The following is a 13,162-nucleotide window of genomic DNA, read 5'->3' as shown; positions in this document are numbered from 1 at the left end:
GTAGGACCGGCGGCGCGCCCACACGCCCGCCGCAGGGGGTGGCGGGAGCTGTCCTGCTGCTCGGCGTCTTGCTGGCCGGGGCCGCGCCACTCATCCCGCTGGCCGTCCTGGTGTACCGCTACGAACCGGAGCTGCTCCCGCTCTTCGCGGTGCCGCTGGCCGTCCTGGTCGCCGCCTGGCGGATCGCCCGGGACCGCGCCCGCGACCAGCTCACCGACCCGCTGACCGACCTGCCGAACCGTCAGGCGCTCCTGCTGGCGGCCCAGGAGGCGATCGCCGACCACGACGAGGGCTACAGCGTCGGGCTGATCCTGCTCGACCTCGACCGGTTCCGCTCGCTCAACGACACCCTCGGGCACACGGCCGGCGACCGCCTGCTGGTGCACATCGCCCGCCGCCTGCACCGGGCGCTGCGCCCCGGCGCCCACAGCGGCCACGGCGGCGAGTCGGTGGACGACGTGTTCGCCGCCCTGGCACCGGCCGCCCGGAACGGCCAGCGGCCCGTGGTGGCCCGGATGGGCGGTGACGAGTTCGCCGTCCTGATGCCCGGCATCGGCTGCCCGGACACCCTGGAGCGGATCGCCAAGACCCTGATCGCCGAGCTCGCCGCGCCGATCCGCCTCGACGGCCTGCTGCTCGTCCTGGAGGCCAGCGCCGGGGTCTGCGTCTACCCGGAGCACGCTCAGGACGCGGAGTCGCTGCTGCGCCGGGCGGACGTCGCGATGGGCCACGCCCAACGCGGCCGCAGCGGCGTCGAGTGCTACGACGAGGCCCAGGACGCCGACACGCCGTACCGGATCGGGCTGCTCGGCGATCTGCGCCGGGCCCTGGAGACCGGCGAGGTGCAGCTGCACTACCAGCCGAAGGTGGCCTTCGACGGCCGGGTGGTCGGCCTGGAGGCACTGCTGCGCTGGGAGCGGCCCGGGCAGGGGCGGGTCTCGCCGGACGAGTTCGTCGGGCTCGCCGAGTCCAGCGGCCTGATGCCCCGGCTCACCGACTACGTGCTGGAGGCGGCGGTCGGCCAGCTCGCGCTCTGGCGCCGGCACGGCCTCCAGGTCCAGGTCGCGGTCAACGTCTCGCCCCGCGACGTGCTCAACCCCGGCTTCGCCCAACGGGTCGCCGGGCACCTGGTCCGGCACGGCGTGCCGGCCCACGCCCTTCAACTGGAGATCACCGAGCGGCTCCTGCTGGACGACTCCCGCCGGGCCGCCGACACCCTCGCCGAGCTGCGCGACTACGGCGTCGGGATGTCGCTGGACGACTTCGGGACCGGCTACTCCTCGCTGGTGCGGCTGCGCAGCCTGCCGGTCGGTGAACTGAAGATCGACCGCTCCTTCGTCTCCCGGATGGTCGCCGACGACCACGACGCGGCGGTGGTCCGCTGCTCGGTCGAGCTGGCGCACTCGCTGGGGCTGACCGTGGTCGCCGAGGGCGTCGAGGACGACGAGACCTGGGAGCAGCTGCACGCCATGGGGGTGGACGCGGTCCAGGGCTGGCTGGTCTCGGCCGCGCTGCCGGCCGAGCAGGCCACCGCCTGGTTGCAGGTGCACCGGATCGGCGCGCCGCCGGTCGAGCGCATGACGCCGCCCGCGCTGCCCGCGTCCGGGCCCGGCGCCCTCACCGCCGGTCCGCCGTCCGTGCTGCCGCCGGCGCTGGCCGCCGGGCTGCCGTCCGTCGTCCCGTCCGTCGTCCCCGCCGCGGCGCCCCGGACCGCTCCGCCGGTGCAGGCCGTCCAGGCCGAGCCGGCCGCGCCCAGCGCGCCCCGGTGGGAGCAGCGCTGAGGCGGGGACGGGCCGCGACGCCCGCCCCCCGGGCCCTGCCGCCGGGGGCGCCGCGGGCCCCGCGGGCGTATTCACGTGGCCGCCGCCCGGGCGGCGCCCCCTAGGATGGGGCCACAGACCACGAGGACGGGTAGGTCGGGCGGCGGTGCCGCCGGGCCCCGTCCGGCCGGGCGCCGCTTCGCCGCTGCCCCGGCTCACCAGAACTCACCTTGAGGATCGCTGCATGCCTGGCATCACGCGCGAGGAGGTCGCCCACCTCGCCCGGCTGTCGCGTCTGGAGTTGCAGGCCGAAGAGCTGGACCACTTCGCCGAGCAGCTCGACGTGATCATCGGCGCGGTCGCCCGCGTTTCCGAGGTCGCCGGACAGGACGTCCCGCCGACCTCCCACCCGCTGCCGCTGACCAACGTCATGCGCGCGGACGAGGTGCGCCCCTCGCTCACCCCGGACGAGGCCCTGGCCGGTGCGCCGGCCGCCGAGGAGCAGCGTTTCCGCGTGCCGCAGATCCTGGGGGAGGACTAATCCCATGACCGACCTCATCCGCCGCACGGCCGCCGAGACCGCCGCCGCGATCGCCAAGGGCGACGTCAGCGCCGTCGAGGTGGCCCAGGCCCACCTGGACCGGATCGACGCCGTCGACAAGAAGGTGAACGCCTTCCTGCACGTCGACACCGAGGGCGCGCTGAGCGCGGCCCGCGCCGTCGACGCCAAGCGGGCCAAGGGCGAGGAGCTCGGCCCGCTGGCCGGCGTCCCGCTCGCGCTCAAGGACGTCTTCACCACCAAGGGCATCCCGACCACGGCCGGCTCCAAGATCCTGGAAGGCTGGCTGCCGCCCTACGACGCGACGCTGACCGGCCGTCTGAAGGACGCCGGCGTCGTCATCCTCGGCAAGACCAACATGGACGAGTTCGCCATGGGGTCCTCCACCGAGAACAGCGCCTACGGCCCGACCGGCAACCCCTGGGACCTCTCCCGCATCCCCGGCGGCTCCGGCGGCGGTTCGGCCGCCGCGCTGGCCGCCTTCGAGGCGCCGCTCGCGATCGGCACCGACACCGGCGGATCGATCCGTCAGCCCGGCGCCGTCACCGGCACGGTCGGCGTCAAGCCCACCTACGGCTCGGTCTCCCGCTACGGCCTGATCGCCTTCTCGTCCTCGCTGGACCAGGGCGGGCCCTGCGCCCGTACGGTGCTCGACACCGCGCTGCTGCACGAGGCCATCGCCGGGTACGACCCGCTGGACTCCACCTCGATCAACGCGCCGGTGCCGGCCGTGGTCGAGGCCGCGAAGCGCCGTGACGTGCGCGGCATGCGGATCGGCGTGGTCAAGGAGTTCGCCGGCGAGGGCTACCAGGCCGGCGTGATGCAGCGCTTCGAGGAGTCGGTGGAGCTGCTGCGCGAGCTGGGCGCCGAGGTCGTCGAGGTCTCCTGCCCGTCCTTCACGCTGGCGATGCCCGCGTACTACCTGATCGCGCCGAGCGAGGCCTCCTCCAACCTGGCCCGCTTCGACGCCATGCGCTACGGCCTGCGGGTCGGCGACGACGGCACCCGCTCCGCCGAGGACGTCACCGCCCTCACCCGTGAGGCCGGCTTCGGCGCGGAGGTGAAGCGCCGCATCATCCTGGGCACGTACGCGCTCTCCTCGGGCTACTACGACGCCTACTACGGTTCGGCCCAGAAGGTCCGCACGCTCATCTCGCGCGACTTCGACGCGGCCTTCGCGGGCGTGGACGTGCTGGTCTCCCCGACCACGCCGACCACGGCCTTCCCGATCGGCGAGCGCGCCGACGACCCGCTGGCCATGTACCTGGCCGACCTGTGCACGATCCCCTCCAACCTGGCGGGCAACTCGGCCATGTCACTGCCCTGCGGGCTCGCGCCGGAGGACAATCTCCCGGTCGGCCTGCAGATCATCGCACCCGCGATGGCGGACGACCGCCTGTACCGCGTGGGCGGCGCCGTCGAGGCCGCGCTCAACGACAAGTGGGGTCACACCCTGCTGGAGGAGGCACCGGCACTGTGAGCAGCATTGCGAAGGCCAAGGGCTTCAAGCACTCGAAGCCCGGTCTCTGGCTCTCCCTCGGGACGACGGCGTTCGGTGCGATCTCGATCGCGAAGGACGTCCGGAAGGCCCAGGACGAGCACGACAACCTGAAGCTGATCAACGCCGTGGTCGGCGCGCTGGCCCTGGTCACCGGCGCCGCGCTGCTGATCCGTGAGCTCAAGCAGCTCGGCGACGACGACGTACTGCTGGGCTGAGAGCCCGCCCGGGTCCGGCTCCCGAACACCGGGGGCCGGGCCCGTACCTCCGAAGACTTTTTAGTGAAGGGGACGCTGTGAGCGTCAGTAACCTGGTCTCCTACGAGGACGCTCTCGCGTCGTACGACCCGGTGATGGGCCTTGAGGTCCACGTCGAGCTGGGCACCAAGACGAAGATGTTCTGCGGCTGCTCGACCGAGCTGGGCGCCGAGCCGAACAGCCAGGTCTGCCCGACCTGCCTGGGCCTGCCCGGCTCGCTGCCGGTGGTCAACGCGATCGGCGTCGAGTCGGCGATCAAGATCGGCCTGGCGCTGAACTGCGACATCGCCGAGTGGTGCCGCTTCGCCCGGAAGAACTACTTCTACCCGGACATGCCGAAGAACTTCCAGACCTCGCAGTACGACGAGCCGATCGCCTTCAACGGCTACCTCGACGTGCAGCTGGAGGACGGCGAGACCTTCCGGGTCCAGATCGAGCGCGCCCACATGGAGGAGGACACCGGCAAGTCCTCGCACATCGGCGGCGCGACCGGCCGCATCCACGGCGCCTCGCACTCGCTGCTCGACTACAACCGGGCCGGCATCCCGCTGATCGAGATCGTCACCAAGCCGATCGAGGGCGCCGGCGCCCGTGCTCCCGAGGTCGCCAAGGCGTACGTCGCCGAGCTGCGTGAGCTGATCAAGGCGCTGGGCGTCTCCGAGGCCCGGATGGACAAGGGCCAGATGCGCTGCGACGTGAACCTGTCGCTGCGCCCGCACGGGCGGGAGAAGTTCGGCACCCGCTCGGAGACCAAGAACGTCAACTCGCTGCGCAGCGTGGAGCGGGCCGCCCGGTTCGAGATCATGCGGCACGCCACCGTCCTCGGCGACGGCGGCACCATCGTGCAGGAGACCCGGCACTTCCACGAGGAGGACGGCTCCACCACGGCCGGCCGGATCAAGGACAACGCCGAGGACTACCGCTACTTCCCCGAGCCGGACCTCGTCCCGATCGCGCCCGCCCGGGAGTGGGTCGAGGAGCTGCGCTCCGGCCTGCCCGAGCTGCCGCGCGTGCGCCGTGCCCGCCTCCAGGGCGAGTGGGGCCTGTCGGACAAGGACATGCAGTCCGTGCTGAACGCCGGCGCGGTCGAGCCGATCCTGGAGACCATCGCGGCCGGTGCCCCCGCCGACCAGGCCCGCAAGTGGTGGATGGGCGAGCTGGCCCGCCGCGCCAACGAGACCGGCACCGACCTCGCCGAGCAGCCGATCACCCCGGCGCAGGTCGCCCGGGTCACCGCGCTGGTCGCCGAGGGCAAGCTCAACGACAAGCTGGCCCGCCAGGTCATCGAGGCCGTGCTGGCCGGCGAGGGCGAGCCGGACGAGGTCGTGGCCGCGCGCGGCCTGGCCGTCGTCTCGGACGACTCCGCGCTCGGCGCGGCGGTCGACCAGGCCATCGCGGAGAACGCCGCCGTCGCCGACAAGATCCGGGACGGCAAGGTCGCCGCGGTCGGCGCCCTGGTCGGCGCGGTCATGAAGGCCACCCGCGGCCAGGCCGACGCGGCCCGGGTGAAGGACCTGATCCTGGAGAGGCTCGGCGCCGCCTGACTCCCTCCAGGGGCTCCTACCAGGACCGCTGAGTCCCTCCGCGGCTCCTACTAGGACCCCCTTAGTGCCGCCCCCGGCCGGTGTCCGGTGGTCCTTAGACCACCCGGGCGCCCCACGGCACCTTCGAGCCCGTACGTACCCCTGTTCCGGGGTGCGTACGGGCTCGCGGCGTTCCCGGGCGACCCGGTCTAAGGCTCCCGGGCGCCGGAAGATGCGGCAGGCTGCCGATGTGGCGCACCCCCCTGGGCGAGCAGTCTTCCTCTCAGGACGACAGACCGAGGTCGAGGGGAAACACCATGATCGAGTACGAGCTCATCCAGCAGCGGGCCCGGGAGCTCCAGGCCCGCGCCGAGCACCACCGGCTGATCGCCGAGGCCCGGGCCGCGCTGCCCGGGCGGGGCCGCCGGCTGCCGGCCCTGGCGGCGGTCCTCGGCCGGCTCGGCGGCGGGGTAGGGGGCGGCGGGGCCGACCAGCGCGCGGCACGACCCGCGGAATGCTGACGGACCGGCACACATCGGGTGCCGCCGAGGAGAAGGAGGGGGAGGACGCCACCGGCGCCTCCCCCTCCGGCCGTTGCGGCGCCCCGATAAGCACTCGGCCGCGCCCACGGGCCTGTGGCATGCTCGGGCCCATGCAGCAGATATCGGTGAGTCCCGTCTTCGTCGGCCGTGGCCCCGAGATCACCGCGCTGGCCGCTGCGCTGCGCCGCGCCGGGGAGGGCAGGCCGCAGGCCGTCCTGATCGGCGGCGAGGCGGGTGTGGGCAAGACGAGGCTGCTGGAGGAGTTCCTCCAACAGGCCTGCGACGCCGACACCGGCCGTCCGGGCGTGGTCACCACACTCGGCAACTGTCCCGAGATCGGCGCCGAAGGACTGCCCTACGCCCCGCTGGCCACCGCGCTGCGCCGGCTGCACCGCACCCTGGGAGCGGAGCTGGAGGCCGCCGCCGCCGGACTGGAGGGCCATCTCGCCCGGCTGTTCCCCGACTTCGGGGAGCCCGACGGCGAGCCCAACGACGAGTACGGCCGGGCCCACCTCTTCGAGCACACCGCCCGCCTCTTCGAACGGCTCAGCGCCGAGCGCACCCTGGTGCTCGCGGTCGAGGACCTGCACTGGTCCGACCGCTCGACCCGTGAACTGCTCGCGTACCTGCTGCGCACCCTGCACCGCGCCCGTGTCCTGATCGTCGCGACCTACCGCACCGACGACCTGCACCGCCGGCACCCGCTGCGCCCCTTCCTGGTCGAGCTGGAGCGGCTGCGGATCGTCCAGCGGCTGGAGCTGGAGCGGTTCGGCCGGGGCGAGGTGGCCGAGCAGCTGGCCGGCATCCTGGGCACCGCCGCCCCGGACGGCGAACTCGTCGACCGGATCCACCACCGCTCCGAGGGCAACCCCTTCTTCGTCGAGGAGCTCGCGACGTCCTTCCAGGAGGGCTGCGCGGCCGGGCTCACCGACTCGCTGCGCGACATCCTGCTGGTCCGGGTCGAGGCGCTGCCCGAGGACGCCCAACGGGTCGTCCGGATCGCCGCCGAGGGCGGCTCCTACATCGAGCACACCCTGCTCGCCGCCGTGCTGGACGACGGCGAGGAGGCGCTCATCGAATCCCTGCGCACCGCCGTCGGCGCCAACATCCTGCGCCAGGACACCGACGGCGACGGCTACCGCTTCCGGCACGCCCTGGTCCGCGAGGCCGTCTCGGACGACCTGCTGCCCGGTGAGCGGCACCGGATCAACCGGCGCTACGCGACGGTGATCGAGGAACAGCCCGGACTGGTCTGCAAGGAGGACCGCCCGGCCCGGCTCGCGAACTACTGGTACCACGCGCACGACAGCGCCCGGGCGCTGCCGAGCGCACTGGACGCCGCCCGCGCGGCCCGCCGGCGCAACGCCTTCGCCGAGCAGCTGCGGATGCTGGAGCGCGCCCTCGAACTGTGGGACCAGGTCTCCGCCGAGGTCCTGGACGGCACCCTGCGCCCCTACGACTGGGCCGAGACCTACCCGCCCTGCGGCTGCGCCCCCGGCACCCACGACGCGTCCTGCGAGAAGCTTCAGCTGGTCGACGTGCTGGCGGAGGCGGTCGTCGCCGCCCGCCGCAGCGGTGACCGCGAGCGCGGACTGAGCCTGGCCAAGCGGGCGCTGAAGCTGGTGGACGAGACCCAGAGCCCGGCCCGCGCGGCCTGGTTCCGGATGTACCGCGCCCGGATGCTCGGCCATCTGAACCGGGCGGGCGACGAGGAGGAGCTGGCGTACGCCCAGCGGCTGGTCGAGAACCTGGAGCCGTCCGCCGTGCAGGCCGAGGTGTTCGCGCTGGGCGCGGCCGCCGGGATGCTCAGCAACCCCACCGAGGAGCACATCGCGCTGGCCGAGCGGGCGGTGCGGATCGCCCGCCGGGTCGGTGCGTCCGACGTCGAGCAGCACGCGCTGATGACCCTCGGCACCATGCGCAGCGATCTGGAGGACGACCCCTCGGCCGGCGTCGCGCTCCTGACCGAGGCCGTCGCGGCCACCAGGGCCGCGGCCGGCGCCCCCGACCTCCTGCTGCGCGGGCTCAACAACCTGGCCAGCCTGCTGCACTCGCAGGGCCGCTCGCAGGAGGCGGCGGCCTTCGCCCGTGAGGGTCTGGAGGCGGCCGGCAACACCGGACTGCTGCGCAACACCGGTGCCATCCTGGCCGGCAACCTCGCCGAGGCGCTGATCGCCACCGGCCGGGCGCAGGAGGCGGCCGAGGTGCTGGCCGGCTCGGAGAGCGAGCGGCCGTCCAGCACCCACGCCGAGTTCCTGGACCGGGTCCGCGGTGACCTCGCCCTGATGCGGGGTGATCTCCCGGTCGCCGCCCGGCTGCTGGCCCAGGCCCGCACGGCCCACCGGGTCTGCCAGTTCCAGCACCTGGTGCCGCTCGCGGTGCTGGCGGTGGAGCTGGCCGGGCGGTGCGGCCGGCCGCTGGAGGCCAGGGCCGAACTCCTGGACGTGCTGGAGGGGCCGCTGCCGCGCGGGGGAGAGGCGCTGCTGCTCCCGCTGCTCGCGGTCGGCGCCCGGGTGGAGGCGGACACCCGGGGCCTGCCGGCCGCCGATCCGGGCCGCGCGCGGGCGCTGGCCCTGATCGCCGGGGTCGCGGCGGGGCTCGCACCGAAGGTGGCGCTGCACCTCGGCTGGGCCCGCCTGGTGGACGCCGAACTCGCCCGGGCCGAGGGCGCCGACACGCCCGCGCACTGGGCGGCCGCGCTCGAACCGCTGCGCCGCACCGGGCTGCCGTACCCGCTGGCACTGGCACTGCTGCGGGCCGCCGAGACCGAGGCCGTCGGCGGGCGCCGGGAGGCGGCCGCGGATCTGCTGCGGGAGGCCGCGGAGCTGGCCCGCGTCCGCGGGGACCGCCATCTGCTCGGTGAGATCGCCTCCCTCGCCGACCGGGCCGGGGTCACCCTGACCGCTCCGGGAGAGCGGCCCGAGCGCGCGGCGGCGCCCGCGCCGGGGGCCGCCGAGGCCCTCGGCCTCACCCCGCGCGAGCGGGACGTGCTGCGGCTGCTCGCCCGCGGCCGGACCAACCGGCAGATCGCCGAGGAGCTGTTCATCTCCCCGAAGACGGCGAGTGTGCACGTCTCCAACATCCTGGCCAAGCTCTCGGTCGCCGGCCGGGGCGAGGCGGCCGCGCTGGCGCACCGGCTGCGGCTGTTCCCGGACGCCCCGGCGTCGCTGGCCGGCTGACAGGCCCTGCCCGACGCGCGCCGTGCCCGGCATGCCGTGCACGACGCGCCCTGGCGACATGCCGTGCCGACACCTCCCGGGCGGCACCGCGCGGTGCTGACACGCCCGGGCGTCGGGCCCGGCCGGCGGATCCGCCGGGTGCGTCCGGCGCTCCGCCGCGCGCCGGTGGCCGCCGGGTACGTCGCGGGCCCGATCGCCGTCCACTCGCCGGCCTGCGCCGACGGCCCGTCCGCCGTCCCCGTGCTCCGGTGCGCGTGGTGTGAGCCCCCGGGCGCGCGCCGCCGCCGAATGGGGTGGATCCGCCCGGAGAGCGCCCGTTTTCGCACCCCCCGACCATTACTCTACGTTCAATACATGTCTCGTTGAGTGACCGGAGTGGTGTAGTGTCCCGACCGGGAACATCGGTGCGGCGCGGCGGTCTCGGCGTCGCCGGCCCCCCGGGTCGCCGCCCCCACGGGGCGCCGGGCCGGCCCGCGCGGTCGGTGGCCCGTGGCCACACCGGTCGGCGGCGCGGCCCACGCCCGGGCGCCCACAGGCCCCGGGCCGGAGGGGGAGATGTCGAGTGAGCTCCACCGATGCGGTGCTGTCCGGCCGGCCCGGGCCCGGCGTCCCCGACCACCCCTCGTCCCCCGCCGACGGCCCCGGCCCTGAAGCGGCCGACCCGGCCGGGGGTCCGCACCACCACCCGCCCCACGAGCCTGCCGAGGGCCCCGGCGAGGGCCCCGCGCCCCGGCCGGGCCGGGCGGCCCGCCTCCTGCGCAGCCCGCGCCTGCCCGGCGGGCTGATGGCCGCCCTCTGCCTGGCCTACGCGCTGGGCGCCGCGCTCGGCTGGGGATCCCCCGGACTCGCCCTGTTCATGGGCGACTTCGGGTTGGCCGCCGCGGCACTGGCCGCCGCGCTCTCCTGCCTGGTGCACGGGTGCACCGTGAGCGGTCACCTGCGCCAGGCCTGGCTGCTGTTCGGCCTCTCCTCCGCGATGGTGGCCTTCGGCAACGGCACCTGGGGCTGGTACGAGGTGGTGCTGGGCACCACGCTCCCCCAGGACTCGCTGGCCGAGTACGCCTTCCTGCTCTTCGCGCCGCTCGCCATCACCGGCCTGCTGGTGCTCGCCCAGCGGCCCCGTACCGCCGCCGGCTGGGTCTACCTGGTGCTCGACGGCTGGCTGGTGGCCGGCTCGCTGTTCACCCTCAGCTGGAGCCTGGCGCTCGGGCGCACCGCGCAGGGGGAGAGCGGCGACCCGCTGCGCCTGGCGCTGGGGCTGGCCTACCCCGTGCTGGACATCCTGCTGGTGAGTCTGGTGGTCGGGCTGCGCTTCCGCAGCCGGGACGGCAACCGGGCGGCCGTGCACACCGCGATGGTGGGCCTCGCCGTCACCGTGGTCTGCGACGCCCTGTTCACCTCGCCCGAGCTGCGCAGCACCTACCACTCCGGCGAACTGCTGGACGCCGGCTGGTTCGCCGGCAGTCTGCTGCTGGCCTGGGCGCCGTGGTCACCGCGCCGGCGCCGGCCCAGCCGTGAGCACCCCTCGGCCACCGGTGTCCCGCTGCGGCGGGTGTCCACCACCTTCAGCGCGCTCACCCCCTACGTGGCGGCGGCGGTCTGCACCGCGGGCATCCTCTACAACGCGCTCGGTGGCCACGCGCTGGACCGGGTGGTCGCCTCGGCGGCCTGCACCGTCGGTCTGGCGCTGATCCTGCGCCAGGGCGTGATGCTGCTGGACAACCTCTCGCTGGCCCAGGAGCTGGCCCAGAAGGAGGCGCACTTCCGCTCCCTGGTGCAGGGATCCAGCGACGTGATCATGATCGCCGGGGCGAACGGCGTGCTCTCCTACGTGAGCCCGGCCGCCCTGCGCGTCTACAACCGCGATCCGGCGGAGCTGGTCGGCGGCAACCTGCTCAACCTGGTCCACCCGGAGGACGTGGACCGGGTGCTGCTGGAGGTGCGCCGGCTGCTGGTGAAGTGCCAGCACGCGGCCCACCGCAGCCCCGGCACCGCGGAGCCGTCCGCCCGGGTGGAGTGCCGGATCCGCTCCGGCGGCGGTGAGTGGCTGCACGTGGAGTCCACCGTCAACCGCTACCGCGAGGGCCTGATCCTCAACAGCCGGGACGTCACCGAGCGGGTGATGCTGCAGGCCCAGCTCCAGCACAACGCCTTCCACGACCCGCTCACCGACCTGCCCAACCGCGCACTGTTCGCGCAGCGGGTGCGGGCCGCGCTGGGCGAGCGGGGCGAGGGCGCACCGCGGGGGCAGCGCGGGGCGCGGGAGGGCGACACCTCGACGGTCGCGGTGCTCTTCCTCGACCTGGACGGCTTCAAGGCGGTCAACGACAGCGCCGGGCACCAGGTCGGCGACGAACTGCTGGTGCAGGCGGCCCGCCGGCTGCAGGGAGTGGTCCGGGCCGGTGACACCGTGGCCCGCTTCGGCGGTGACGAGTTCGCCGCCCTGGTCTGCGGCCGGCTCGGCCGTGTCCAGGTGCAGGAACTGGCCGAGCGGCTGCGCTCGGCGCTCTCCGAGCCGTACTGGATCGGCGGGGCCGAACTCGGCGTCGCGGCCAGCATCGGGATCGCCTTCGCCAGGCCCCCCCGGGCGCGGACCGCCGAGGGCGCCGGCGCGGCCGGGGGCGGCCCGGTGCCCGCCGACCCGAGAGCCGCCACCGACGAGCTGATGCGCAACGCCGACCTGGCGATGTACCGGGCCAAGTCCGAGGGCAAGGGCCGGGTGGTGCTCTACTCCCCGGCCATGCGGGCCGACCTCGAGCGCCGCTCCGAGCTGGAGGAGCGGCTGCGGGTGGCCGTCCGGGAGGGCAGCTTCACGCTGCTCCACCAGCCGGTGGTCGATCTGACCACCGGAGCCGTCGCGGTGGTCGAGGCGCAGGCCCGCTGGCGCTCCGCCCAGGGACTGCTGCTCACCCCCGCCGAGTTCCTGCGCACCGTCGAGCAGGGCGACGGGGCGACCCGCTTCTCCCGCTGGCTGGTCCGTGAGGTGGTGTCGGCGGCCGCCCTGCGCGGGGCCGAGGGCGCGCGTCCGCGCTCGGCGCCCGTGCCGGTCTCGCTGCGGCTGTCCGCCGAGCGGCTCTGCGCGCCGGGCATGTACGAGACCATCGCGGCGGTCCTGCGCGAGAGCGGCCTGCCCGCCTCCCAGCTGGTGATCGAGGTCGCCAGGACCGGCCCGGACGCCACCGCCGACGAGCTCGGCCGCCGGCTGACGGCGCTGCGCCGGCTCGGGGTCTCCACCGCCGTCGCGGGCTTCGGGGCCGGCAGCGGTTCGCTCGGCGCGCTGGCCAGGCTCCCGTTCGACGCGCTCAAGCTGGACCACAGCCTGGTCGACGACCTCGCCGACTCGGCCCTCACCCGCGCCCTGGCCGGCCACGCGCTGCGGCTCGGCCGCGACCTCGGGCTGGTCACCGCCGCCGAGGGGGTCGACCTGCCCCGGCAGGTGGTGGTGCTGCAGGAGCTGGGCTGCCGCCAGGGACAGGGGACTGCCTTCGCCCAGCCCTTGGAGGAGCAGCGGCTGCGCCGGGCGCTGGGGCGGCGGGTGTATCCGCTGCCGAGGCCGGTCGGGGCACTCTCGGCCCGCCGCGCCCATCTCGCCGCCGACACCCGATCGGGTGGCCGCGGGGAGGTGGGACCGGGGCGTGTCGCACATCACCACGGTGCCTCCGACCTGCCCGAACGCCGTGGGATCGGCAGTCCGGGGCATGGTCCGCATGGTGAGACCGCCATCCCACCCGCTTGACACTCGACACCGCCCGGGAGGAAGGTCGTTGCCATGCGCACCCGAATTCTCGTACTTGGCGGGCGCGTCGGCTGAGCGGGCTTCGATGCCCCGCTCGTGACAGACCGA

General features: G+C 74.7%; 7 protein-coding genes and 1 pseudogene. All 8 read left to right on the top strand.

Translation table 11 applies throughout. From position 1 onward, the window contains the following. Positions 1 to 32 precede the first annotated feature (32 nt). A pseudogene (locus OG823_RS11860) lies at positions 33 to 1,781 on the top strand (putative bifunctional diguanylate cyclase/phosphodiesterase); the annotation flags it as partial. Between the two features lie 223 nt (positions 1,782 to 2,004). Further along, on the top strand, positions 2,005 to 2,301 hold the full coding sequence (gatC, locus tag OG823_RS11855; RefSeq protein ID WP_073926050.1) for an Asp-tRNA(Asn)/Glu-tRNA(Gln) amidotransferase subunit GatC: 297 nt from the start codon (positions 2,005 to 2,007) through the stop codon (positions 2,299 to 2,301). A gap of 4 nt (positions 2,302 to 2,305) precedes the next feature. Then, positions 2,306 to 3,799 (top strand): Asp-tRNA(Asn)/Glu-tRNA(Gln) amidotransferase subunit GatA, encoded by a 1,494-nt coding sequence (gatA, locus tag OG823_RS11850; protein WP_371479438.1) that lies wholly within the window; start codon positions 2,306 to 2,308, stop codon positions 3,797 to 3,799. After that, a complete protein-coding gene (locus tag OG823_RS11845; protein ID WP_079198072.1) occupies positions 3,796 to 4,035 on the top strand; it encodes a hypothetical protein in 240 nt (79 codons plus the stop codon). The genes gatA and OG823_RS11845 overlap by 4 nt, the downstream gene beginning before the upstream one ends. Before the next feature lie 77 nt (positions 4,036 to 4,112). Then, positions 4,113 to 5,618, top strand: a complete 1,506-nt coding sequence (gatB, locus tag OG823_RS11840) for an Asp-tRNA(Asn)/Glu-tRNA(Gln) amidotransferase subunit GatB (RefSeq protein WP_371479436.1) — start codon at positions 4,113 to 4,115, stop codon at positions 5,616 to 5,618. 296 nt (positions 5,619 to 5,914) lie between these two features. Further along, entirely contained in the window at positions 5,915 to 6,118 is a 204-nt protein-coding gene (locus OG823_RS11835; RefSeq protein WP_371479435.1) for a hypothetical protein, read from the top strand. 131 nt (positions 6,119 to 6,249) lie between these two features. Next, a complete protein-coding gene (locus OG823_RS11830) occupies positions 6,250 to 9,318 on the top strand; it encodes an AAA family ATPase (protein WP_371479434.1) in 3,069 nt (1,022 codons plus the stop codon). 784 nt (positions 9,319 to 10,102) lie between these two features. After that, the gene (locus tag OG823_RS11825) at positions 10,103 to 13,054 is read left to right on the top strand and encodes a putative bifunctional diguanylate cyclase/phosphodiesterase (RefSeq protein WP_371484437.1); all 2,952 of its coding nucleotides are present in this window, start codon (positions 10,103 to 10,105) and stop codon (positions 13,052 to 13,054) included. Positions 13,055 to 13,162: the final 108 nt, after the last annotated feature.

This window comes from Kitasatospora sp. NBC_00315 (assembly GCF_041435095.1).
Classification (GTDB): Bacteria; Actinomycetota; Actinomycetes; order Streptomycetales; family Streptomycetaceae; genus Kitasatospora.
Note: the sequence above shows the minus strand (reverse complement) of the source record. Positions and strands in the feature narration are given on the sequence as shown.